The sequence below is a fragment of the Neobacillus vireti genome, assembly GCF_001026695.1.
GTDB lineage: Bacteria > Bacillota > Bacilli > Bacillales > Cytobacillaceae > Neobacillus > Neobacillus vireti.
The window spans coordinates 112,048-136,883 of record NZ_LDNB01000018.1; the positions used below are offsets into that span (position 1 = coordinate 112,048).

22 protein-coding genes are annotated in these 24,836 nt (G+C 33.8%); 21 read left to right on the forward strand and 1 reads right to left on the reverse strand.

The window, feature by feature from the left end:
• The first annotated feature begins 21 nt into the window (after positions 1-21).
• From AA980_RS23230 to AA980_RS23330, 21 genes are all read left to right on the forward strand, one after another.
• Positions 22-786 (forward strand): tyrosine-protein phosphatase, encoded by a 765-nt coding sequence (locus AA980_RS23230; RefSeq protein WP_024027958.1) that lies wholly within the window; start codon positions 22-24, stop codon positions 784-786.
• Positions 787-1,166: 380 nt separating this feature from the next.
• Positions 1,167-3,002 carry a polysaccharide biosynthesis protein gene (locus AA980_RS23235; RefSeq protein WP_024027959.1) on the forward strand — a complete coding sequence of 612 codons (1,836 nt, stop codon included), beginning with the start codon at positions 1,167-1,169 and terminating at the stop codon, positions 3,000-3,002.
• Positions 3,003-3,055: 53 nt separating this feature from the next.
• Complete coding sequence (galU, locus tag AA980_RS23240) at positions 3,056-3,937, forward strand: UTP--glucose-1-phosphate uridylyltransferase GalU (protein ID WP_024027960.1); 882 nt, start codon at positions 3,056-3,058, stop codon at positions 3,935-3,937.
• Positions 3,938-3,972: 35 nt separating this feature from the next.
• A complete protein-coding gene (locus tag AA980_RS23245; RefSeq protein WP_024027961.1) occupies positions 3,973-4,614 on the forward strand; it encodes a sugar transferase in 642 nt (213 codons plus the stop codon).
• A 28-nt stretch (positions 4,615-4,642) separates the two neighbouring features.
• Positions 4,643-6,424 carry a heparinase II/III family protein gene (locus AA980_RS23250; RefSeq protein WP_024027962.1) on the forward strand — a complete coding sequence of 594 codons (1,782 nt, stop codon included), beginning with the start codon at positions 4,643-4,645 and terminating at the stop codon, positions 6,422-6,424.
• On the forward strand, positions 6,421-7,638 hold the full coding sequence (locus tag AA980_RS23255) for a glycosyltransferase family 4 protein (protein WP_024027963.1): 1,218 nt from the start codon (positions 6,421-6,423) through the stop codon (positions 7,636-7,638). The genes AA980_RS23250 and AA980_RS23255 overlap by 4 nt, the downstream gene beginning before the upstream one ends.
• A gap of 12 nt (positions 7,639-7,650) precedes the next feature.
• Positions 7,651-8,508 carry an NAD-dependent epimerase/dehydratase family protein gene (locus AA980_RS23260; RefSeq protein ID WP_024027964.1) on the forward strand — a complete coding sequence of 286 codons (858 nt, stop codon included), beginning with the start codon at positions 7,651-7,653 and terminating at the stop codon, positions 8,506-8,508.
• A gap of 19 nt (positions 8,509-8,527) precedes the next feature.
• Positions 8,528-9,748: a nucleotide sugar dehydrogenase gene (locus tag AA980_RS23265; RefSeq protein WP_024027965.1), complete on the forward strand. Its 1,221-nt coding sequence runs from the start codon at positions 8,528-8,530 to the stop codon at positions 9,746-9,748.
• Positions 9,749-9,780: 32 nt separating this feature from the next.
• Positions 9,781-10,860: a non-hydrolyzing UDP-N-acetylglucosamine 2-epimerase gene (gene wecB / locus AA980_RS23270; RefSeq protein WP_024027966.1), complete on the forward strand. Its 1,080-nt coding sequence runs from the start codon at positions 9,781-9,783 to the stop codon at positions 10,858-10,860.
• Positions 10,861-11,017: 157 nt separating this feature from the next.
• The gene (locus tag AA980_RS23275) at positions 11,018-11,473 is read left to right on the forward strand and encodes a serine O-acetyltransferase (protein ID WP_024027967.1); all 456 of its coding nucleotides are present in this window, start codon (positions 11,018-11,020) and stop codon (positions 11,471-11,473) included.
• 34 nt (positions 11,474-11,507) lie between these two features.
• A complete protein-coding gene (locus AA980_RS23280; RefSeq protein ID WP_024027968.1) occupies positions 11,508-12,629 on the forward strand; it encodes a glycosyltransferase in 1,122 nt (373 codons plus the stop codon).
• A gap of 416 nt (positions 12,630-13,045) precedes the next feature.
• Positions 13,046-14,116 carry a glycosyltransferase family protein gene (locus AA980_RS23285; RefSeq protein ID WP_024027969.1) on the forward strand — a complete coding sequence of 357 codons (1,071 nt, stop codon included), beginning with the start codon at positions 13,046-13,048 and terminating at the stop codon, positions 14,114-14,116.
• Positions 14,100-15,584 (forward strand): hypothetical protein, encoded by a 1,485-nt coding sequence (locus AA980_RS23290; protein ID WP_024027970.1) that lies wholly within the window; start codon positions 14,100-14,102, stop codon positions 15,582-15,584. Before AA980_RS23285 ends, AA980_RS23290 begins: the two co-directional genes overlap by 17 nt.
• A gap of 16 nt (positions 15,585-15,600) precedes the next feature.
• Entirely contained in the window at positions 15,601-16,680 is a 1,080-nt protein-coding gene (locus AA980_RS23295; RefSeq protein ID WP_024027971.1) for a polysaccharide pyruvyl transferase family protein, read from the forward strand.
• Between the two features lie 40 nt (positions 16,681-16,720).
• Positions 16,721-17,710: a glycosyltransferase family 2 protein gene (locus AA980_RS25965; RefSeq protein ID WP_024027972.1), complete on the forward strand. Its 990-nt coding sequence runs from the start codon at positions 16,721-16,723 to the stop codon at positions 17,708-17,710.
• Positions 17,711-17,712: 2 nt separating this feature from the next.
• On the forward strand, positions 17,713-19,161 hold the full coding sequence (locus AA980_RS23305) for a lipopolysaccharide biosynthesis protein (RefSeq protein WP_024027973.1): 1,449 nt from the start codon (positions 17,713-17,715) through the stop codon (positions 19,159-19,161).
• A gap of 15 nt (positions 19,162-19,176) precedes the next feature.
• Entirely contained in the window at positions 19,177-19,749 is a 573-nt protein-coding gene (locus AA980_RS23310) for an acyltransferase (RefSeq protein ID WP_024027974.1), read from the forward strand.
• Positions 19,742-20,836: a DegT/DnrJ/EryC1/StrS family aminotransferase gene (locus AA980_RS23315; RefSeq protein WP_024027975.1), complete on the forward strand. Its 1,095-nt coding sequence runs from the start codon at positions 19,742-19,744 to the stop codon at positions 20,834-20,836. The genes AA980_RS23310 and AA980_RS23315 overlap by 8 nt, the downstream gene beginning before the upstream one ends.
• Before the next feature lie 11 nt (positions 20,837-20,847).
• Entirely contained in the window at positions 20,848-21,714 is an 867-nt protein-coding gene (gene rfbA / locus AA980_RS23320; RefSeq protein ID WP_024027976.1) for a glucose-1-phosphate thymidylyltransferase RfbA, read from the forward strand.
• A gap of 28 nt (positions 21,715-21,742) precedes the next feature.
• Positions 21,743-22,798 carry a dTDP-glucose 4,6-dehydratase gene (rfbB, locus tag AA980_RS23325; protein WP_024027977.1) on the forward strand — a complete coding sequence of 352 codons (1,056 nt, stop codon included), beginning with the start codon at positions 21,743-21,745 and terminating at the stop codon, positions 22,796-22,798.
• Between the two features lie 41 nt (positions 22,799-22,839).
• Positions 22,840-24,219 carry a mannose-1-phosphate guanylyltransferase/mannose-6-phosphate isomerase gene (locus AA980_RS23330; protein WP_024027978.1) on the forward strand — a complete coding sequence of 460 codons (1,380 nt, stop codon included), beginning with the start codon at positions 22,840-22,842 and terminating at the stop codon, positions 24,217-24,219.
• Between the two features lie 370 nt (positions 24,220-24,589).
• Here AA980_RS23330 and AA980_RS26670 read toward each other — a convergent pair whose 3' ends face one another.
• A complete protein-coding gene (locus tag AA980_RS26670) occupies positions 24,590-24,757 on the reverse strand; it encodes a transposase domain-containing protein (protein ID WP_330217807.1) in 168 nt (55 codons plus the stop codon).
• Positions 24,758-24,836 lie beyond the last annotated feature (79 nt).

The following is a 24,836-nucleotide window of genomic DNA, read 5'->3' on the forward strand; positions in this document are numbered from 1 at the left end:
TATTAGAAGTGGGTGTGGCTTATGATTGATCTGCATTGTCACATATTGCCGGGCGTTGACGATGGAGCACAGGATTTGTCGGAGAGCCTGGAAATGGCGCGGAAAGCTGTCGAGCAAGGAATCCGCACGATTGTCGCCACGCCACATCATTTAAATAATCAGTATGAAAATCCAAAGCAAAGGATTCTTACTGGTGTCGAAGCGTTGAATCTAGCATTACAACAAGAAAAGATAGATTTGAAGATTTTAGCTGGTCAGGAAACACGGATTTATGGGGAAATGACCGCAAGCTACGAATCTGGTGAAATCCTCGCGGTTAATGGTACCCAATATGTATTGGTCGAGTTCTCGTCGAGCCATGTACCGAGATATACGGAGAAGTTGTTTTATGAATTGCAGTTGAAAGGGCTTGTACCGGTGATTGTTCATCCGGAGCGGAATCAGCAAATCATCGGGCAGCCGGACCTTCTTTATCAGTTTGTCAAAAAGGGAGCCTTATCGCAAGTCACAGCAGCGAGTGTTTCCGGCGACTTTGGCAAGAAAATTAAAAGCTTTACGCACCAGTTGATTGAGGCGAACCTAACTCATGTTATTGCGTCAGATGCTCATAATACGGGGAATCGGACGTTTAAAATGAGAGAGGCCTTTGACGTGATACAGGCGAAGTATGGGAATGAAATGGTGCATCAATTCCAAGAAAATGCAGCGCTCCTGGTTGAGGGCAGTCATGTTTATAAGGAAGTGCCGGAGCAAGTTAGGAAGAAGAAGATTTTTGGGATTTTTTAATAACACGGAAACTAGATAAATTTCCATTTTGATTATACGGGCCACCTTACAGGGAACGATTGTGTCCCATCTAAGCTGATAGGAATAGACATTATGTGACTATACATCTATGTCAGGCATTGGTCTGACCGGCGAGGCTTCCCTGTCCGTTATACATGGGGGCACTCGATCATGCTGTGGGGCCATTTCGGTCCTTAGGCGCAGGTCGTCAAATGGATGATGTGAGGCTGGGTTAGATGCCCACTTAAAAAAATATAAAAATAATAAATAGCTAGTGAAAGGATGAGTGTAAAGACACTTGTGTTTTCATTAGGTATTTATTTTTTTTGCCAGAAACTGTTCAGCTAGACGAATTTTAGAATAAAAGGGGGAATGATGGAGTGGTATACAGAACTCGGCTTGTTATCTTAGGACTATTAGATTCGATTCTTGTGTTAACGGCACTATATATAAGTTATTATCCATTACATCCGTCGATTATCATTGACACAAAACTAGTGATAATCATAAGCGGGATAACACTTGTGGTCTGTCATCATATTTTTGCTAGCTGTTACCGGCTTTATAATAAGGCGTGGGAATACGCAAGTGTCGGGGAGTTACTGGCAATTGTGAAGGCCGTAACATTCGCAGTGTTGACGACTGCGGTTATTCAATACATAGCTCACTTTGAGATATACGTTAGAGCATTAATCACAACGTGGATGCTGTATGTATTATCGATTGGCGGTTCGCGCTTTGTGTGGCGAATGATTCGCGATACGTATTTAAAGGGCGATACCTCGAAAAAGAGGACGCTCATAATTGGAGCGGGTGCTGGCGGAGTCATGGTGGCCCGCCAATTGCAAAAAAGTGCGGATACGGAGCTAGAGCCAGTCGCCTTCATTGATGATGACCCGAAGAAATACAAGCTGCAGATTTTAAATATCCCGATGTTTGGTGATTCTAGTCAGATACAAGAGGCGGTAACGTCATTAAATATCGACAATATCGTGATTGCCATCCCGTCCTTAAAGCAAAACGAATTAAAGCGGATTTTTGATGAATGTGCAAAAACAAAGGCCAAGACACAAATCATGCCGATGCTAGAAGATTTAATGACAGGAAAAGTGTCCGTTAATCACTTTCGGGATGTCCAGGTGGAGGATTTATTAGGCCGGGATCCGGTGGAGTTAGATATTGCGGGCATTTCAGAACGGGTGTCAGGAAAAACAGTGTTGGTAACCGGTGCGGGCGGTTCAATTGGTTCGGAAATCTGCCGGCAGATATGTAAGTTTCATCCTAGTAAAATCGTTTTGGTGGGGCATGGCGAGAATAGTATTTATTTGATTGATATGGAGCTGAGCAAGCAATATCAAGGTCAAATTGAAATTGTGCCGGTGATTGGTGATATTCAGGACCGGGATAGAATTTTTGATGTGATGGATGAGCACCGGCCGTTTGTTGTTTACCATGCAGCAGCGCATAAGCATGTTCCGTTGATGGAGTATAACCCGAGGGAAGCGGTTAAGAATAATATTTTTGGGACGAAGAATGTTGCTGAAGCTGCTGATACCTTCGGTGTTCATACTTTTGTGATGATATCTTCGGATAAGGCTGTGAATCCTCCTAATGTGATGGGGGCGACAAAGCGGTTTGCGGAGATGATTATTCAGAGTTTAGCTCAGGATAGTGAAACAAAGTTTGTCGCAGTTCGGTTTGGGAATGTACTGGGCAGCCGTGGCAGTGTGATTCCGTTGTTTAAGAAACAAATTCAGGCTGGTGGTCCGGTAACGGTGACAGATCCTGAGATGACACGGTACTTTATGACGATTCCGGAAGCCTCACGGCTTGTGATACAGGCGGGGTCCCTTGCTCGAGGTGGAGAGATATTTGTGCTTGATATGGGGGAGCCGGTTAAGATTGTTGACCTTGCGGTCAATCTTATTAAGTTGTCGGGCTATACGGTTGAGGAGATTGGCATCAAGTTTTCCGGCCTTCGGCCTGGGGAGAAGATGTATGAAGAGCTGCTGAATGAGAATGAGGTCCATCCGGAGCAGGTGTATCCGAAGATTCATATTGGGAAGGCGAAGGTTATTCGGGCGAAGGAGCTGGGCCGATTAATTGGTAGTTTGTTAGATATGAGTGAGATGGAGATGCATGATACTTTGATTGCGGTGGCTAATAATAAGTTTAAACGCACATCTGGATTAGCTGCAGTTAAATCAAATAATTGATTAATAGATTCAGATCTCTCGGTTGGATTTTGAATAGAAAAGGTGGATTTTTCATGAAACAAGTACGAAAAGCGATTATACCGGCTGCTGGATTGGGAACAAGATTCCTTCCGGCAACGAAGGCAATGCCCAAAGAAATGTTACCAATCGTTGATAAACCAACGATTCAATATATTGTTGAAGAAGCAGTGGCTTCGGGAATTGAAGATATTATTATTGTGACGGGTAAAGGGAAACGTGCGATTGAAGATCATTTTGATTTTGCGCAGGAATTAGAGCAAAACCTGATTGAAAAAGGTAAGCTGGATATTTTGGAAAAGGTCCGTTATGCGACGGATTTAGCTGATATACATTATATTCGGCAAAAAGAGCCAAAAGGTTTAGGGCATGCGGTTTGGTGTGCACGAAACTTTATTGGGGATGAGCCATTTGCGGTTCTTCTTGGTGATGATATTGTCCAGAGTGAGACTCCGTGTTTAAAACAACTTATGAATGTATATGAAGAAACACATTCATCTGTCATTGGTGTTCAAACTGTACCAAATGAGGAGACGCATCGGTATGGGATTGTTGAACCTTCAATTCAGGACGGCAGAAGATATCAAGTAAATAATTTTGTTGAAAAGCCAAAGCCAGGGACTGCTCCTTCTAATCTGGCGATTATGGGGAGATATATTCTAACGCCTGAGATTTTTATGTATTTGGAGCAGCAGGAAACTGGAGCAGGTGGGGAGATTCAGTTGACGGATGCGATTCAGAAGTTGAATCAGATTCAGCGGGTTTTTGCTTATGATTTTGAAGGTAAAAGGTATGATGTTGGGGAGAAGGTTGGGTTTGTGAAGACGACGATTGAGTTTGCTTTACAAGAACCATCGTTACGGGAAGAACTTCTCTCTTTTATGGATGAAATATTGGAGGCAGAAAAGGTTAAATAGATATTTAACCTTTTCTAATTGAGGTGGATATTAGAGTGATTTATCAAAGGAATATAAAAAGAATATTAGATTTTGTTCTTGCTCTTATCGGGATTGTAGTTTTGTCACTGGTATTCTTACTATTAATTATATGTATCAAGCTTGATTCGAAGGGTCCGGTGTTATTTAAACAGCGAAGGATTGGAAAAGGTAAATCAGAGTTTTATATTTTGAAATTTAGAACGATGAAAATCGATACACCAAAAGATACTCCGACACATCTATTAAAAGACCCTGATAGCTATATAACTAGAGTTGGTAAGTTTATGAGGAAAACTAGTTTGGATGAACTTCCTCAAATCATAAATATTCTTAAAGGTGAAATGAGTATTATTGGGCCGAGGCCTTGCCTCTGGAACCAATATGATTTGATTGCTGAACGAGATAAGTATGGGGCAAATGATATTTATCCTGGGCTTACAGGTTGGGCGCAGATTAATGGTCGGGATGAGTTGCCAATCGATATCAAGGCTAGGCTTGATGGTGAGTATGTAGAGAAGATGTGTTTCTTAATGGATGTTAAGTGTTTCTTTGGAACCATCGTTAGTGTTGTGAAGAGTGATGGGGTTGTTGAAGGTGGAGTTGGAGCAACAAGTAAGAATGAGGTAGCCGCTACAAAAAATCAAGCGAATCAGTAGATCGTTGAGGCAGATGAGGTGCTTATAGATGTATAACAAAATTAAATTATATATAAACACAATAAAGTATCTCAAACCCTCACAGATATATTATAGAGTGTTTAATAGATTAAAACGAGAACTATATAAAAGAAAAGTATTATCAGTAAAAATACCTAACGAAATAAAAGTCAATAAAGGCCGAAATTACATTATTCCAGAGCTAGACTTTGATAAAGATTATTTAGATAGATTTGATATTGATGGCATCTTAAAAGATCAGTTCACATTTATAAATTTAACAAACCAAGTTGAATTATCGAAAGCGTGGAATAACAAAGAATTACAGCATTTGTGGAGATACAATTTACATTATTTTGAGTACTTATTTAAATTAGCTTATGAGTATTCTAATGGGAATAAACAAAATAAATACTACGAAAAATATAAAGAGTTAATTAAAAATTGGATTGAAAATAATCCTTATGCTTATGGAGATGGATGGCATCCATATACGATTTCATTAAGAATCACGAATTGGATAGCTACGTACCAAATCTTTAAGGAGAAAATCACAGACGATAATGATTTTGATAAAAGCTTTAAGGAGTCTATATATTCACAATACAAATATTTACAAACTAATTTAGAAAAAGATGTTTTAGGAAATCATTATTTTGAGAATATAAAAGCACTTATTATCGGAAGTGTTTTTTTTGAGGATACAAAGGTAAAAGACAAGTTTAAAAATGAACTATCGAAGCAGCTAGAAGAGCAAATACTTGAAGATGGGATGCATTTTGAATTAAGCCCAATGTACCACAAAATCATCTTAGAAGACTTGATTAAAATTACGTACTGGCTTAAAGATGAAACAATATATAATCAGCTAATTCCTTATATTTCAAAGATGATAGATGTAACTTATAGCCTAGAAGAAAACTTTGGAAAGACACCAGCTTTTAATGATAGTGCAGATGGAATTAGTAAAGATTATAAAAGTATTTTAGTAACAAGTAAAAGATATTTTAATTTAATTCCCAAATATAAAAGTAGTTTTGAGGACAGCGGTTATTACATTATACAAGGGCATAATAAAAAACTCATATTTGATGTCGGTGATATTAGTCCATCATACTTGCCGGCTCATGGTCATTGTGATGCCTTAAGCTTTGAGCTCTCTATTAATAGTAAACCAATGCTTGTTAATTCTGGGACGTATAGGTACGAGACTGGAAGATGGAGAGATTATTTTAGAAGCACAAAGGCACATAATACAGTTATGATCTCTGAACAGGAGCAATCCCAGTTTTGGGGAGGCTTTAGAGTGGCTAAACGTATAAAAATGGTGAAGAAAAAACAGTTTGAATATAAAAATATCAGCTTTTATGCCGGAGAGTATATTTCACATTCTGGGGATAAACATAAAAGATTTATTGGTCATATAGATGAAAATAATATTATTATTCTTGATTATGTAAAGGCAGAATTAAAAGACAACCTTAAGAGCTATCTGCACTTTGTTCCTGGAACTCATTTAGAGATTCAAGATAACATAATTCATGCTGTTCAGAGTAGAGAATCTATCAAAATAGCAGCAATAGGGACCAGTGAAATTAGCGTTGAAAAAGGATGGTACTCTAATCAGTTCAATGTTAAGGAAGAAAATAACTTTATAACACTTAAAAAGGTTGAAAATAAAGCATTTTTTGGATATCTAATTAATTTTAATTCTAGTATATATCAAATCCTAGATTCAGAAAATGAACTGAAAATTATTAATGATAAAGAACTGATTATTAACTACCAAGAATTAGGAGATATGCTATGAAGATAGTAGTAATAAGCCATTTTTTTCCTCCTGAGATTGGAGCGCCGTCAGCAAGATTATATGAAATGGCGAGACATTGGGTAGAACTTGGGAATGAGGTTCATGTTGTTACATGTTTCCCCAATCATCCGACTGGAATAATACCCGATGAGTATAAGGGCTTGAAATATAAATATGAAAAGATGGATGGTATCCATGTACACAGAAATTATGTATATGCGACCCCTAATAAAGGGTTTATTAAAAAGACACTGGGCCATATCTCTTTCATGTTGTCTTCTGTTTTGATTTCTATGAAAAAAATAAAAAATCCAGATGTAATAATAACTAGTTCCCCTACTTACTTTTCAATTTTTTCAGGGTATTGGTATAGCTTGATTAAAAGAGCACCGTTTGTTCTTGAAATTAGGGATTTATGGCCTGCTGCGATGATTGAATTAGGGGTTATGAAGAAGGGTGTCATAACAAATATCTTAGAAATGATGGAGCTATTTTTTTACAGAAAGAGTAAGAAACTTATTATGGTGACGAAATCATTCAAAGAAAATGTTGTGGGTAGAGGCATTGAAGGTAACAAAGTACATGTCATAACAAATGGGGTAAATCAAGAGTTGTTTTATCCAAGGGAAAAAAATATATCTCTATTAAATAAATATGGGTTGAATAACAAATTTGTTATCTCCTATGTGGGTGCACACGGGATATCTCAGAATTTAAGTACCATATTAAAAGTTGCGAAAAGTTTAGAAAGTGATAAAGATATTCAATTTTTATTTATTGGTGAAGGTGCTGAAAAAGATAAATTAAAGAATATTGTAAGTGAGCAGGACATTAGCAATGTTACGTTTATCGATTCACAACCAAAAGAGATGATCCCTGAGTTCTATAACTCCTCAGATGTATGTTTAATCCCGTTAAAAAGTATAGAATTGTTTAAGACATTTATTCCATCAAAAATGTTTGAAATAATGGCGTGTGGTGTTCCGATTGTTGCTAGTTTAGAAGGGGAAGCTGAAGATATTCTAAATGAATCAAAAGCTGCTGAAGTTGTTAAACCAGATAATCCCGAAGAAATAAAGCAGGCAATCATTAGGATTAAAAACGATAAAGTTTTATACGATAGACTTAAGAAAAGTGGACCAGCTTTTGTTGAACAGAACTATTCTAGAAAAAATCTTGCTAAAGAATACTTGGAAATAATAAGTGAGTTATAGAGGGAGATTTGTATGATTTTATTAACAGGGGCTACAGGTTTTCTAGGAGAGTTTGTTCTGGAAGAACTAGTACAAAGAGGTCATGAAGTTACTTGTTTTGTTAGAAAGACTAGTAACCTAGATAAGATCAAACAGTTGAATGTTAAGTTTGTATATGGAGAATTAGAAGACTATAAGTCAATTTGTGAGGCATTGAAGGGAAAAGCAGCACTGATTAATATTGCTTCTCTTGGATTTGGACATGCACCTAACATAATAAATGCGTGTGAAGAGATGGAAGTGAAGCGCTCCATATTTGTCAGTACTACCGGCATATTTACTAAGTTAAATCCTGACAGCAAAGGGATTCGGTTAGCAGCTGAAAAGCTGATTAAAGAAAGTAACTTAGATTATACAATTATTCGTCCTACCATGATCTATGGAACTCCAAAAGATCGTAATATGTGGAGATTAATAAAGTATTTAAAAAGATTTCCGGTACTCCCTATATTAGGATCTGGAACATACTTACAACAACCTGTTTATGTTAAAGATTTAGCTAGTGTCATAGTCAGTGCTTATGAAAACACTGTCAGTATTAAGAAAGCATATAATATTTCTGGTGCCGCAGCTCTTACATATAACGATGTAATTGATGTTACAGGTAAAGCATTAGGTAAAAGAATATTTAAATTGCATATTCCAATGAAGCTAAGCTACAACATATTAAAATTCTATGAAAAGGCATCTACGAAACCTAAATTGAAGGCAGAGCAGGTTCTTAGACTTAATGAAAACAAAGATTTCTCTTATGAAGATGCTAAGCGAGACTTAGGATATAAACCTTTGAGCTTTGAAGATGGAATAAAACGTGAAATAGAACAAATTTAATTGTAAAGGAAGTATTTATATGATTAATATTATTGGTCTTGGCTATATAGGTTTACCAACAGCTCTTATGTTTGCAAAAAGTGGTATTAAGGTAGTGGGCACTGATTACAATACTAAACTGGTAAGCTCCTTAACAGAAGGCAAGCTTACTTTTGAAGAAGAGGGTTTGGAAGAACTATTCAAGGAAGCACTTTCAAATGGAATTGAATTTTCTACGGAATATCAGAAGACACATACTTACATTGTGGCAGTTCCAACCCCTTATATCAAAGAAAGTAAGAAGCTTGATCCAAAGTATGTTATTTCAGCAGTGAACAGCATTCTTGACGTTTGCGAAAAAGGCGCAGCATTAATTATTGAATCAACCATTTCACCGGGAACAATTGATAAATTTATTCGCCCTGAAATAGAAAATAGAGGTTTTGTAATCGGAGAGGATGTACATTTGCTACATGCTCCTGAAAGAATTATTCCTGGGAATATGGTTTTTGAACTTGAACATAATTCAAGAACGATAGGCGCAGACAGTCTGGAAATTGCTAATAAAATTAAAGGGTTATATTCAAACTTCTGTAAGGCAGAGATTGTTGTGACGGATATTAGATCCGCGGAAATGTCTAAGGTTGTTGAAAACACATATAGAGATATCAATATTGCATTTGCAAACGAGTTAACTAAAATTTGCCGTACGGACAATATGGATGTGTATGAAATTATTAAAATTGCAAATAAACATCCGCGAGTCAATATACTACAACCTGGTCCTGGTGTGGGGGGCCATTGTATTTCAGTAGATCCATGGTTCTTAGTTGGAGATTATCCTGATCTCACAAATCTTATTCTGACTGCCCGTAAAACTAATGATTCTATGCCAAGCCACGTATTAGGACGAATCAGAGATATTATGAGAGAACATGCCATTAAGGATATTTCAAAAGTTGGTCTATACGGATTGACTTATAAGGAAAATGTTGACGATACACGAGAGAGCCCTACGCTTCAGTTATTAGAAAGAATGGACGAGCACTTGGCTTTTGGAGTAAAAGTTTATGACCCGTTTGTAAAAACACGAATTGTTGACCATCAATTTTTGAATTTTGAGGACTTTTTAAATGAGATAGAAATTCTTGTTCTCATGGTGGGACATGATCATATTAAAAACAATATGAATCTCATAAAGAACAAGCTTGTTCTTGATACTAAAAATATCTGTGTATTTGAAAGTTCATATAAATTATAAGGTAAAGTTGGTTAATAAGATGAAAAAAAGTAATGGTGGTATTTGGAACAAGGCCAGAAGCAATTAAGATGTGCCCTTTAGTTAAGGAACTAAAATCAAGAGATACGTTGGATACAGTTGTTTGCGTTACTGGACAACATAGGGAAATGTTAGATCAGGTCTTGAATGCATTTAATGTTGTCCCTGATTATGATTTATCTGATATGAAGGCGAAACAAACGCTATTTGATATAACGGTTAATATTCTTGAAAAGATGAAAATAGTTTTAGAAGAAGTAAAGCCAGATGTAGTTTTAGTCCATGGTGATACTTCTACAACTTTTGTAACTGCTTTAGCTTGTTTCTACTTACGAATTCCTGTTGGTCATGTGGAGGCAGGACTAAGAACTTATAATGTGAACTCTCCATATCCAGAAGAATTCAATCGCCAAGCTGTAGGAGTTGTAGCGAAGTATAATTTTGCACCAACTGATATGTCTAAAGCAAATCTCTTTAATGAGGGTAAGGATCCTTCAACTAAATATGTGACCGGTAATACTACCATAGATGCACTTAAGACTACTGTTTTAGAGGATTATTCTCATGAGCAACTCGATTGGGCAGGGGATAGTCGCCTTATTATGATAACTGCTCATAGACGAGAAAATCTGGGCGAACCGATGAGAAATATGTTTAAAGCTATCAAAAAAATTGTGGATGAGTATCCAGGTATTAAGGCAATCTATCCGATTCATATGAATCCTGTTGTGAGAGAGGCAGCTAATGAGATTTTAGGGAATAGTGATAGGGTAAGAATTATTGAGCCTTTGGAAGTATTAGACTTTCATAATTTTCTTGCAAGGTCCTACTTAATACTAACTGATAGTGGCGGTATTCAGGAAGAAGCCCCCAGTTTAGGGAAGCCGGTGTTGGTTATGCGTGAAACAACTGAGAGACCGGAAGGTATAGAAGCTGGGACATTGAAATTGGTTGGAACTAATGAAGAAGTTATTTATCAGGCTTTTAAGATGTTACTAGAAGATAAAGAGGAATATGAAAAGATGAGTCATGCATGTAATCCTTATGGAGATGGGTCTGCAAGTAAGAAGATTGCAAATATAATTGAACAATGAGAATTGAGAAGGATAATATAAATTATCTTTACGGTCTATAAGAGAAAAAATTTATCACCTAAATAATTGTGCTTTAAAAAACTATTATTAATTGTTGCCCATATAAAAGAAAAATTAATGTAATCAATTACAAGCGAGAAGATAGGAAGATTATTATATGAATGCAATAAAATTATATCGAGTAGGAAACTGGTGCTATAAACATAAAATACCAATAATCCCCACACTCACAAAGTTTCTAACATTTATTCTTTTTAATTCAGTGGTGCCATATACTGCGGAAATTGGAAATGAGAGCAAATTTGCCTATGGTGGGATTGGTGTAGTAATCCATGCGAGATCCAAAATTGGTAGTCGTGTAATAATAGGTCAAAATGTAACTATTGGACGAGCTTTGGATCCAGAAACTATTCCTGAGATAGGAAACAATGTATATATTTCTGCTGGTGCAAGAATAATTGGCAATATTAAAGTTGGCGATAATGTAATAATTGGCACAAACGCAGTAGTAACAAAAGATGTACCAAATAATTGTATATGTGCAGGTATTCCTGCAAAAACAATAAGAACTGTAGATGTAGATGTTTTCTCACTATTGAAAAATATTTATTAAATTCCTTATCATAATTAAAAGGAGAAAACAAACAATGGATACTGTATTTATTATATCTCATGTTCCTAATCCTCGAATGAACAAAAGATTACAAGTTGCAAAGGAAGTGGGGAAAACAGCTCTTCTCTTTTGGGATAGAGGAACAGTTAAAATCTGGGAGATTTTCCATTCAGATATAGAAAATATTAAAATAAATGTCACTGCTGATTATACTAACCCTTTAAAGAGGATTATTCCGACTTTGAAATTTGGTTTTAAAGCTCTTAAAGAAATCCAAAGGCTAAAACCCAAAAGTCTTTATGTAGCTAATATTGATATGTTAATTATTGCAAGTCTGTATTCCTTTGGTAGAAAAGACAAGCCAAAAATATTATATGAAATAGCAGACTTAAATAAGTTAATTATTGATGAGCAAAATTCTATTATAAAGAAATTTGCAAAAAAACTACTTGTTAGTTTAGAAAAAAAACTATGTAATAAAATAAATACTTTAATCGTGACATCCGAGTTATTCTATGAAAATTATTATTCAAATTTTGTGCCAAGGTCTAAACTATTATTTATGCCAAACATGCCAAACCTAAATGCTTTTAGGAATTACTCTAGGAAAAAAACAGGAAAGTTTACAGTTGGCTTCATTGGTGCTATTCGGTATAAAGATCAAATGAAAATGCTTATTGATGCTGCTGAAAAATGTAATGTAGAAATTTTGTTTGCAGGTGCGGGTTTAGATAATGAAATTGAAAACATTTGTAAAAACAAAAACTTTGTTAAATATATAGGAAAGTACAGATATGAAACAGAAATATCAAGTTTGTACGGACAAGTAGACTGTGTTTACTCAGTTTATGATGCAAATTTAAATAATGTTAAGTTTGCTTTACCAAATAAATTATATGAGTCAATTTATTGTGGTCTACCTATTATTGTTGCCAAGGGAACATATCTTGCTAAAATGGTAGAAGAAAAGGGTGTTGGTGTAGCTGTAGGTCATAATGATGTTAAAGAATTAGAAGAAATTCTACTGAGACTGGTTAATGACAAATTTTATTATAATTCTATTGTTAGAAATTGTGATATGCATTTAGATGAAATAAATATAGAAAATTATAATAAAAAATTGTCTGAAAGAATTAAGAAACTAATAGATGAGTGAAAAGTAGTTTACTTTTTTATTTCAATAATTGATATATACAAGAACTTTAAGAATACAGAATCATTCTATGAATGAAATCTTAAGGTCAGCCTCTAAACCGTAATGAAAAAATACCTTACCAGTCCTTAAAACATAATCTACGAGGTATAGTAAACTAAATAACTATGAAACAATGAACAAATTAAGTATTTCGGGCTAATTCATTTTGACTTAGTGAAGGTCTTTCACAGTATTACCGTGGACTATTTATTGCAGGAATAGGCGGTTAAGTATGTTCTTGATATACTATCCCTGATATGAAAACTATCAAAAGGAAAGATTGACTTACCTTCAATGGGACTGGGATTGGACAGGATACTCTTTTCAATATAAATGGCAAAGAGCCAATGAAAAGATAAGTACCAGGAGGATAACAAATGAATATATTGTTTTTAGACTTTCTACATCCAAAGGGACATAAAGAATTCAATATGAATCTAATTACAAGGTTATCTGATATAGGAAAAGTAACAGTCCTTTGTCAGAGGAATTATTATAATGGATTTACTGGGAATACTAAAGATGTGACATTTATAGAAGAAGATGATTTGAGGATAGATGGGCAAGGGTTAATGTCTAGAATTGCTGCATTAAAAATTATGACCAAGTCATCAAAAATAAGAAAAAAGTATGATTATGATAAAATTATTGTTTCATCTTTTGAAACACTTTCATTTACAATTGGAAGGTTCTTTTTTAAAGAAATGAGTAATATGTATATTATTCATCATAATAACGTTGATGAGTTGAGTAATAGTTTTAAACTAAAATTCTTTAAAACATACATGAACAAAGTTAACCATATTGTACTTGACGAATTCATTAAAGAATATCTAATAAATAAATTGGGGGTAAACGAACACCTTGTACATGTATTACCGCATCCTTTAAACGAAATTGTTGATGTTAAACCACTTGAAAAAAGCAAATATTTATGTGTAGGTTTGAGCAATAGCAATGATGAAGAATTTATAAGAGAATTAGTGAAAAGGGAAATTAAAGATGCCACAATTCAGAAAATGGGTAAGAAAGTCATTCTAAAGTCAAAATCTATAAATTTTGATAATGGTTATTTGAAGATTGTAAATGGTTTCTTAGAAAAGAGCATGTATGATGATTACATTTCAAATTCTAAATTCATTTTTATGCCTTTTCCAAAGACATTTCGTTATAGGATGAGTGGAACGTTGATGGATGCTATTTCTAATGGGAGAATTGTTATAGGAAGTAACATTCCTCTAATAAAAAATTATAATAATTTATACCCAAGTTTATGTAAAATTGTAAAAGATACAACTGATTTTTACGTAATTATTAAATCCGATCTGGAAGACAAAGTATCAGTTAAGAAAGAGTTTTCTTCTTTTAGTCAAATCCACTCTAAGGATAATATTTTGAGCAGATTGAAAGATATACTCAAGGAGAGAAAACATGCAGACCAAGAATAAATCTTCCATTAATAAGTTTAATTCAAAAAGTAATATTAAATTGATAGTATTAGCGTGTATTATTAGTTCGTTAAACGTAATATTTTTGAAAAGTTTCAGTGCATCGCTAATTATAGTTGTGCTGGAATCACTAATCCTCGGATATTATTTTTTAAAAGGGGATATAACAAATTATTTAGGTTGTTATTTAGTGTTTCTCACTTTAAGCTTCGAATATGAGTATATTGTAGGAGGAGCGGCATTTTATGGATTTAAAAATTTCAGGATTTTAGGACTTAATCTGGGGATTATTTTTTTGTTGCCAATTGTTATTAAACTTGTCTTTAAGAAAATAAATGTGAGTAAGTTTACTTTAAAACACCCCAACCTGTTTCTGTACGTTCAATTGATTCTTATTATGAGTACAACTGGTGTTTTTATAGGTCTTATTAATTTCTTGACTAACGATAATAACATTTTATCAATGAATAATTCAGTAGTCTTATTTGTAGGTAACGTTTACCAAGGCGCATTGTTTCCTCTCTTAATAATATTAAGTTTTATGTATATTGTCCTTTTTGAAGAAAACAAAATTATAGTACTTGTTGATTATATTAGTGCAATTCTTATCGGTTCAGTATTTGCAATGGTTATTTCTTTAGTCACCAATAATATGGGGTATTATGGAGGGGTTGTAACATTATTGTCTCCAATGGTAAATGCCTTTATCACATTCTTAATTCTTTTTTTATTGTTTAGGGGACGTATAAAATCATCAGGAATTATTTTTTTAGCATATTTAATAGGACTTTATCTTCTGTTTATTTATAATGCTTCAGGTAAGTTATTTCTTTTAACACTATTTTCTCTAGCAACGACAATACCAATATTAGTGAAACAAAAGAAAATAAAAGCAACAGTAGTTTTAATTATGATGTTACCAGTTGTTGGTATAGGAGTATTTTTATTGTTTAATACTTTAATGAAAGATAATTTATTATTCACTATAAAATTGGACCAAGCAATCAAAATGTTAAATTTATTTGATCCTAATTGGTTTAATAATATGCCGTCATCTCCAAAAATTAGAATATCAGAGTTTATAAATATTATTATTGAATATGCTGAAAAACCTTGGTATTTATTATTTGGAAAGGGATATTTAGGAACTGTAAGAGATCATATTGAAACTTTCAACGGCTCACTTGGTGCATTTAGTGACTCACAGTGGGTTAATGGCTCTTTTTATGCTATGCATACTTCGTTAAATACACTCTTTCTAACTCATGGTCTTTTTGGCTTAGTTGTTTTGTTTAGTGTTGTAAAGTTGGCATGGAAAAAACTTATTTATTCACCGCTCGGTACTATCGGATCTATTTGGTTTTTGGTTTACTATGGCTACTCTATTACTTTAAGTTCATTTGGACTAATTTGTCTACTAATTGCTTTATACGAGATAGATAATAAAGGTAACATTTTAGATAATTAAATTATGAGGTGCTTTAATGAATGCAATTGTTGATATCTACCTTGATAATAACTTAGGGGACAATATTATGGGGGAAACACTAATAAAATTCTTACACCAGAAAGGTGTGAAATGTTTTGTAACTGCAACTGACGATTATACCTATTCTAATTTTATCAAGAAATTCCCGAGTGTTCAAATAGTTCCAGATATATCTACAGAAACTATAAAAAGGCATAAAATTGACTTTTATGTTAGAATCGGGGGCTCAATCTTCCCTCATAATAATATGAAAGAAGGGATATTTAGATATATTAAGCTGTATCAATATTTATTACTAAAGAAAAGTGGAGTAAAAATATTTATACTAGGCTGCAATGTTGGCCCATTTAAATCAAAAGTTGGAATTAAAGCAACAAAACAAATATTTAAAATTGCGGATTTAATTACTTGTCGAGATAAAGAGAGTTTTAATTATATACGAAAGTATAATATGAAAGCATCCTTTTTGTACCCAGATATAGTATTTTCCAGAGAAGATTTAGAAATACCACAAAATAAAGAGGATGTACTTGGTATGTCGACCTATACAGGTTATGTTGCAGCTTTGAAAAAATATAATCACTCATATTGTGAATTGATGATAGATATAGCCAATAGATACCTAGAAGAAAAACCACATGGAAAAATTAAGTTATTCGCTTTTGATACTGGATATAATTCAGACTACCCTACAACTCACACAATATATAACGGGATAAGGGAAAAAGATAAAGTTCAAATAATTGGTTTTAACGGAGATATAATGTCATTTATGTCTGAATTTAATAGGTGTAACGTAATGATTGGCACAAGATTTCATGCAATAATTTTAGCTGTACTTTGCAAAATACCAGTGTTACCTATCATATACTCTAATAAAACTGACAATTTACTTCGAGATCTTGAGTATGATGGCCCTAAAGTTCAAATGGCGGAATGTAAAAATATTGATCGAGAATATATTGTCAGTTCAATCTTGGAAAAGAATACTCTATTGTATAACTATCAAAGTGAGTTACGGGAGAATTCACAAGGGCATTTAGTTGCTTTAGGAGATAAGTTGGAAACAATGTAATTTGAATAAGGTTGTCCACTAGGAAGGCGGTCAAAATATTATGAAAAGTGATACAAAAGTAAGCATTTTAGTCTTAGCTTATAACCATGGAGAGTATATTAGCCAAACATTAGATAGCATACTAATGCAAGACACCGACTTTAATTATGAGATTATTATTGGAGATGACTGCTCTACAGATAATACTAGACAGATTATATTGGATTATTATGGAAAATACCCACTAATTATTAAGCCTATATTTAGAAAAAATAATTTAGGGGGTCCAGGAAATTTTTATGATATCCTAATGAGATGTAAAGGTGACTATATTGCATTTTTAGAAGGAGACGATTTTTGGACTGATAAACACAAGTTGAATAAACAGTTGGAATTTTTATTAAATAATAAAGAGTATGTGGCTACAGTTCATAAAAATATTATTGTTGATAAACAAGGGAAAAAAGTCGGAGAGTCTGATTCAAAGATTCCATCAAATAAAGAGGTTGGGAAGAAAGAGCTGTTACGATATTCAACAAAATTGGCACATCCCGGGACATTGTTTTATAAAAATATTTTTAAGGAAAAGAAAGATGATTATACAATAATTAGGGATTCAAATAAATATGGTATTCACTTTACAATGCTATCACTATTAATCAGCAAAGGTAAAATTTATATGATGTCTGATTATATGAGTGCGTGGAGGTGTATCATATCCTCAAATGCAAAAAATTATACTTCAATGGCTAAAAAAAACCCATTGGATTCAATTGACAATCAATACGTTATGTTGGCTAATTTAAGACAATATTTTGGTGATTACTACGACTATACAAGAATTAAATCAAAGCTATTCGCAAATCTCCTTCTTGTTTTACTAAGTTCTCCAAAATACCCTAAGAGAGAATCTTTGAAAAAATTCACTGGTTATATGAGTATGAAAGAAATACCATATATTCCAGTATATTTTGTAAACTTAGCTACAAAAGTCCTTTATTACAAGTTTAAAGGATTATTTACTCATAATTTAACTCGTAGAGTGAGGTAATTATGGAAGATAACAAACTTAAAAGTAAAGTTTTGATTTCCTTATTTTGGAAAATGATGGAAAGCGGAGGAGTGCAAGGGGTCCAATTTGTTGTTCAAATAGTATTAGCAAGACTCCTTTTACCTGAAGATTATGGAAACATCGCACTTGTTTCTATCTTTATAGTACTAGGTAATGTTTTTGTGCAAAGAGGATTTAATACTGCCCTTATCCAAAAAAAGGATACAGATGAAGTGGACTTTTCCTCAGCTTTTTATTTAAGTCTTTTTACTGCAGGCTCGTTATATTTAGTTTTGTTTTTTATATCACCATTAATTGCAGACTTTTTCCAAGCTTCTAACCTTGTTGAAATACTTAGGGTGTTGGCAGTTATGTTGTTTTTTGGGGCAGTTAATTCAATACAGGGAGCTTATATAGCAAAGAAAATGCTCTTCAGAAAACTTTTTTTTAGTAGCGTGGGGGCAATTCTTGTTTCTGGTACCTTGGGTATAGTAACTGCATACAGTGGATGGGGCGTCTGGGCACTTGTTATACAACAATTAGCAAATCAAATATTAACGACTATCATATTATGGTTTACAGTCAAATGGAGACCAAAACTTCTATTTTCAAAAAAAAGAGTAAAAAGCCTTTTTTCATATGGATGGAAACTGTTAGTTGCTTCCTTAATAGATGTTCTTGAAAAGGATGTACGAAGTTTAATAATAGGTAAATTTTACAGCCCTGCAATGTTGGGCGTTTATAATAGAGGAGAGCAATTTCCTAAACTCATTGTTAATAATATTAATGGTCCTATTCAGTCAGTAATGTTACCTGCCCTATCATCTCAGCAACACAACAAAGTTAAAGTTAAAAACATGGTTAGACGGTCAATTACAACTTGCTCTTTTATTGTATTCCCCAGTATGGTGGGGTTAGCTGTTATTGCAGAACCTTTAACTAAAATCTTGCTGACAGAAAAATGGTTACCATCGGTTCCATTTTTGGTTATTTTTTCCGCCTCATATGCTTTATGGCCAATTCATACAGCAAATTTACAAGCTATAAATGCATTAGGTCGTAGCGATATTTTTTTAAAACTTGAAATTGCTAAAAAAATCATTGGTCTTATAGTATTATTAGCAAGCCTACCTTTTGGAGTGTATGCTATAGCGTTAGGATCACTGCTCAGTGGAATCATCTCTACCTTTGTTAATGCATATCCTAATAATAAATTGTTAGACTACAATTATAAAGAGCAATGGAAAGATATTATGCCATCTTTACTCTTATCATTAGCTGTGGGAGGAGCAATCTATAATATTAGAATATTTAGTATGGGGGATTTACTAACAATTATCCTGCAGATATTTTCAGAAGGGATCTTGTACTTAGGATTGGCAAAATTATTTAAGATGGAAAGTTATAAGTACATTGTATCTACAGGTAAAGAATTTTTAAAAAATAGGTAAAAAGGGGGGACTCTTGTGGAAAGTTTTTATTCTACCGATGAACTTAGAAAACTGAAATTTGCAAGTGTTGGTAATAACGTTTTAATAAGCCGTAAATCTAGTATTTATAATCCTGAGAAAATTAATATTGGAAGTAATGTAAGAATAGATGATTTTTGTATATTGAGTGGAGTAATTATAATTGGAAGTTATGTTCATATTGCTGCCTACTCAGCATTGTATGGTGGTGAAAAAGGAATCACTATACAAAACTTTGCCAACATATCATCTAAGATAACAATTTACTCAATTAGTGATGATTATTCAGGAAAATCAATGACAAATCCAATGATACCCGATAAGTATAAAAATATTCAAAGTGAAGAAGTTGTAATAGAAAGACATGTTATTCTTGGATCAGGAAGCGTAGTGTTACCCGGTGTAAAATTAAGAGAAGGTAGTGCGTTTGGTGCTATGACATTGATTAATCGAAGTTCGGAACCATGGAGTATAAATGCTGGGATACCCTTTAAAAAAATAAATGAAAGAAGCAAATTATTATTAGATTTAGAAAGGGAATTCAATAAGGAGTCTGAGAACCATGAATAAACAAATCCAAGTTACACGTTCATCAATGCCTCCCTTAGAAGAATATATAGAAGAGATAAAAAGTATATGGGATAGTTATTGGCTAACAAATATGGGGACAAAGCATAAACAATTGGAAGTTAAGTTATCTGAGTATTTAAATGTTCCCTACATTAGCTTATTTGCTAATGGACATCTAGCTCTAGAGAATGCAATTGCTGCGTTTAATTTGGAAGGGGAAGTAATAACAACCCCATTTACATTTGCTTCAACAACCCATGCTATTGTTAGAAATGGACTAAAACCTGTATTTTGTGATATTAATCCAGAAGATTACACAATAGATGTGGACATAATTGAGTCCCTAATTACTGAGAATACGTGTGCAATTATTCCAGTGCATGTATTTGGTAATGTCTGTAAAGTTAGAGAAATTGAGTTGATTGCTGAAAAGTATAAACTTAAAGTAATATATGATGCTGCCCATAGCTTTGGAGTTTCCTACGAGGGTGTTGGTATTGGTAATTACGGTGATGCTTCGATGTTCAGCTTTCATGCTACTAAGGTTTTTAATACCATTGAAGGTGGTGCAGTAACCTTTAAGGATTCCTTCCTAAAAAATAAGCTGGATTATATAAAGAACTTTGGTATAACAGGACCAGAAACTGTGAAATATGTAGGTGGAAATGCCAAAATGAATGAATTTCAAGCTTCGATGGGATTATGTAACCTTCGTCATATTGATGAGGAGATTAATAAAAGAAAGTTAATTGTAGAAAGATATACCTCCAATCTACAAGGTGTTAAGGGAATAAAATTGGTAAGACCTCAGGATGGAGTAAATAGCAATTATTCTTATTTTCCGGTTGTTTTTGATGGATATGAAAAAACCAGAGATCAAGTTCATAAAGAACTTAAAGAGCATGATATCATTTCTCGCAAATATTTCTATCCGTTAACAAATAGCTTTGATTGCTATGTCGATAAGTTTAATCAAGGTGATACTCCTGTTGCGCGGTATATCGGTGATAGAGTTTTGACATTACCTCTCTATGCTGATTTGGATTTAGTTGATGTTGATAGAATATGTGAAATTATTGAAGGATAGAGGTGTATGAAATGAAAGGAATAATTTTAGCAGGTGGAAAGGGTACACGTCTCTATCCTATGACTCATGCTGTTTCTAAGCAATTATTACCAATTTATGATAAACCAATGATATATTATCCACTTTCAGTTTTAATGGTGGCAGGGATACGTGAAATACTAATAATTTCAACTCCAGAAGATACCCCATTATATGAAAAACTTTTAGGGAACGGATCAAGGTTAGGTATAGAAATAAGTTATATTATTCAAAGTTCTCCAAGAGGACTTGCAGATGCCTTTATTCTTGGCGAGGATTTTATTGCTAATGATAATGTTTGTTTGATTTTAGGAGATAATATTTTTTATGGCCAAGATTTCGTTCGGCAACTTAGAGTAGCTAGTGAACTAAGGGATGGGGCAATTATTTTTGGATATCCTGTTCGGGATGCAAGATCATTTGGTGTGGTTGAATTTAATGAAAATAACAAAGTGGTTTCTATAGAAGAAAAACCAGAACATCCAAAATCTAATTACGCTGTTCCAGGTCTTTATTTCTATGATAATCGTGTAGTACAAATCGCTAAGACGATAAAACCTTCACCCCGTGGTGAGATTGAGATAACTGCAGTAAATAATTCCTATTTAGAAGAAGGGAATTTAAATGTTATACTACTTGGTCGGGGTATGGCATGGCTTGATACAGGTACTCCTGAAGGAATGCTCAAAGCTGCAGAATATGTTGAAACAGTTCAATCAAGACAAGGCTTTTACATAGCTTGTTTAGAAGAAATTGCATGGAGAAAAGGTTTTATTAATAGCGAACAGTTTAAATCAGTTGGGGAAAGTTTAAACATGACAGATTATGGGCGATACATCTTATCCTTATTAGAAGAATAAAATCAAATCTAACTGCGAGGTAATAAATTTGAAAACAATTCTTATCACAGGTGGTGCCGGCTTCATCGGAAGTAACTTTGTTAAACTGATGGTTGATAGACACCCTGACTATAAAGTTATTAATGTAGATTCACTGACTTATGCTGGAAATTTTGAGAACTTGAAGGACATAAATGATAATGATAACTATATATTTATAAAAGCAGATATTAGAGACCGAGAAAATATAGATAGAATATTTAAAACTTATAAGGTCAATTCAGTTGTGAACTTTGCTGCTCAGACTCACGTTGACAGAAGTATTGAAGATCCTGAATTGTTTTTATTAACAAATGTAATTGGTACACAAGTTTTACTTGATGTGGCAAAAAAACATTGGAAAATAAACCCTGATGATAAATATTGTAGAGAATACATACCTGGTGTTAAGTTTTTACAGGTATCAACGGATGAAGTGTATGGTACATTAGGTCAAACTGGAAAATTTACTGAAACAATGCCATTGGAGCCTAACAGCCCTTATTCAGCCTCCAAGGCTGGAGCTGATATGATTGTAAGAGCTTATTATGAGACCTTTGGGATGCCGGTTAATATAACTAGATGCAGTAATAATTATGGGCCATATCAGTTTCCAGAAAAGCTAATTCCTCTTATAATCAATAACTGTCTTAAAGAAAAAGAACTTCCCGTTTATGGAGATGGATTGCAGGTGCGCGATTGGCTCCATGTATCCGACCATTGTTCAGCTATCTCAGTAGTACTAAACAAAGGAAAAGATGGAGAAGTCTATAATATCGGTGGAAACAATGAAAAGACAAATCTTGAAATTGTAAGGCTTATTATTAAAACTCTTGGGAAATCAGAAGAACTAATCAAATATGTAAAAGATCGACCAGGACACGACAGACGGTATGCAATTGACAATACAAAAATTACAACCCAGTTAAAGTGGGAGCCTAAATATACCTTCGAGGAAGGTATAAAAGAAATTATTGAATGGTATTTAAATAATACAGAGTGGATTAAAAACGTATCCTCTGGTAATTATGCAAATTATTATGAAAGGATGTATAAAAACTTATAGTTAAGTAGCTTGTATAAATCAATGCATTGAGGAGGTAATAAATGAAAGTAATTATCTTAGCAGGTGGTAGCGGAACAAGACTTTGGCCATTAAGTCGTAATCGTTACCCAAAACAATTTATTAAATTACAAGGCAAAAAGGAGTCATTATTTCAAGAAACTTTTAAGAGGAGTTTATTACTAGCAAATGCTGATGATATTTTTGTGGTAACAAATGAAAAATATAAATTCCTTGTAATGGGGTCAGTTGAAGAACTTGGTTATAAGTATAATGAAAATAATATACTAATAGAACCGAATGCAATGAATACACTACCAGCAATTTGTGCAGGAGTTCATGTAATTAAGAGCATAAGTAGTGATACCGTTGTTGTCTTTCCATCGGATCATATGATAGCCAAAAACAATGATTTTGCAGAATTAATAAATGCCTCAGAGGTGTTAACAAGAGATTCTCTGATTACTTTCGGTATTAAACCAAGTGGACCAAATACAGGCTTTGGGTATATTTCTCCAGGCAGTGGAAAAGAAAACGGTTATGTAGTTAAGGCTTTTAAAGAGAAACCTTCTTACGAAAAAGCAGTTGAGTACATAGAAAGTGGTTATTATTGGAATGCGGGTATATTTATGTTTAATACAGATTTATTTACAAAAGAGGTAAAAAAATATGCCCCAGACATTTATAATGCATTTGAGTCAAGTAATAATTTGAATGAAGCATTTTCAAAAATAGAAATGGGAATATCCATCGACTATGGCATTATGGAAAAAAGTTCAAAAGTTGCAGTTGTCCCTGCTGACATTGGTTGGAATGATTTAGGTAGTTTCGATTCTTTTTATGATATTTCTGAAAAAGACGAAGCAGGTAATATTACAAGTAAAGGAAATATTATTATTGATTCAACAAATAATATGATTCATTCTGAACCAGAAAAAATAGTTGTTGCTATTGGTGTTGAAGATTTAATTATTATCGATAACCGTGATGCACTACTTATTTGTAAAAAGGACCAATCTCAAAAGGTAAAAGATGTGGTAGAGACATTAAAAAATAGAAATGACTTGAGAATTGAATACCATGTTCAAGATTATCGACCTTGGGGTTACTATAAAGTGCTTGAGGAGGAGAAAGATTCGTTTAAAATTAAACGTATTACAGTAAATCCAGGGAAAATATTAAGTTATCAGCTCCATTACCATAGAAGTGAGCATTGGATTGTAGTTAGAGGAATGGCAAAAGTTACAATTGACGATGAAGTAAAATTTGTCCGTCCAGGTGAGAGTATTTATATGAAGGCAGGTCAAAAACACCGGCTTGAAAATCCTGGAAAAATTCCACTTGAAATTGTTGAAGTACAACTTGGAGATTATTTAGAGGAAGATGATATTGTTAGGTTTGATGACAAATATGGTAGAAAATAAAACGAAATGGAAATTTATGATAAACATCATCTATTTCATTTCTGGCCAGTGAAGGCAGACCCCACCCAGCTAAAGTTTATAGCGGTAAAGTGTAAAGTGTAAAAGGTAAACAGGGTAATAATAATCGGCAAATCGAGTAGGAGGGAGTAAATAATTCCCGACCTCTCACACCACCGTACATACGGTTTCGTATACGGCGGTTCAATAACTTAAGTATCTACGCTCAAATAATTGGTTAAGGTCTTTAAGATCCCATTTAATGAGCGTTTTTATTTTAATTGCATTATGAAGTGTTTCACATCCAGAAATTCTCCAATAACCGTAAGCGACAAATAGGCCCCACCTATAATTTTAGAGGGGTCCTGGGTTATTATTTAGGTAACTTTTTTAAAGAGATACAAGACACTGGTAAAGTTGTTGACCAAGGAAGTACCTGGTCTAAGGCATTCATATCTGTTAAATTCATATTGGGAAGCTGCTCAAATAGATGGCGAAGATAGTAATAGGGATCTAATCCATTTGCAATCGCTGTCTCCACAAAAATTCCGGGTGCCTGTGCGTTGCGCCCCAAAAAGTGTACACTATAAAACCGGATCTATTAAAAGGAATCAGTGATA

Excerpts from the sequence above, each read along its gene's own strand:
- AA980_RS23265 (WP_024027965.1), top strand. The coding sequence starts at position 8,528 with ATGATTAATATTATTGGTCTTGGCTATATAGGTTTACCAACAGCTCTT.
- AA980_RS23255 (WP_024027963.1), top strand. The coding sequence starts at position 6,421 with ATGAAGATAGTAGTAATAAGCCATTTTTTTCCTCCTGAGATTGGAGCG.
- AA980_RS23305 (WP_024027973.1), top strand. The coding sequence starts at position 17,713 with ATGGAAGATAACAAACTTAAAAGTAAAGTTTTGATTTCCTTATTTTGG.
- AA980_RS23250 (WP_024027962.1), top strand. The coding sequence starts at position 4,643 with ATGTATAACAAAATTAAATTATATATAAACACAATAAAGTATCTCAAA.
- AA980_RS23260 (WP_024027964.1), top strand. The coding sequence starts at position 7,651 with ATGATTTTATTAACAGGGGCTACAGGTTTTCTAGGAGAGTTTGTTCTG.
- AA980_RS23280 (WP_024027968.1), top strand. The coding sequence starts at position 11,508 with ATGGATACTGTATTTATTATATCTCATGTTCCTAATCCTCGAATGAAC.
- AA980_RS23330 (WP_024027978.1), top strand. The coding sequence starts at position 22,840 with ATGAAAGTAATTATCTTAGCAGGTGGTAGCGGAACAAGACTTTGGCCA.
- wecB (WP_024027966.1), top strand. The coding sequence starts at position 9,781 with ATGGTGGTATTTGGAACAAGGCCAGAAGCAATTAAGATGTGCCCTTTA.
- AA980_RS23315 (WP_024027975.1), top strand. The coding sequence starts at position 19,742 with ATGAATAAACAAATCCAAGTTACACGTTCATCAATGCCTCCCTTAGAA.
- AA980_RS25965 (WP_024027972.1), top strand. The coding sequence starts at position 16,721 with ATGAAAAGTGATACAAAAGTAAGCATTTTAGTCTTAGCTTATAACCAT.
- rfbA (WP_024027976.1), top strand. The coding sequence starts at position 20,848 with ATGAAAGGAATAATTTTAGCAGGTGGAAAGGGTACACGTCTCTATCCT.
- AA980_RS23295 (WP_024027971.1), top strand. The coding sequence starts at position 15,601 with ATGAATGCAATTGTTGATATCTACCTTGATAATAACTTAGGGGACAAT.
- AA980_RS23230 (WP_024027958.1), top strand. The coding sequence starts at position 22 with ATGATTGATCTGCATTGTCACATATTGCCGGGCGTTGACGATGGAGCA.
- AA980_RS23285 (WP_024027969.1), top strand. The coding sequence starts at position 13,046 with ATGAATATATTGTTTTTAGACTTTCTACATCCAAAGGGACATAAAGAA.
- galU (WP_024027960.1), top strand. The coding sequence starts at position 3,056 with ATGAAACAAGTACGAAAAGCGATTATACCGGCTGCTGGATTGGGAACA.
- AA980_RS23275 (WP_024027967.1), top strand. The coding sequence starts at position 11,018 with ATGAATGCAATAAAATTATATCGAGTAGGAAACTGGTGCTATAAACAT.
- AA980_RS23290 (WP_024027970.1), top strand. The coding sequence starts at position 14,100 with ATGCAGACCAAGAATAAATCTTCCATTAATAAGTTTAATTCAAAAAGT.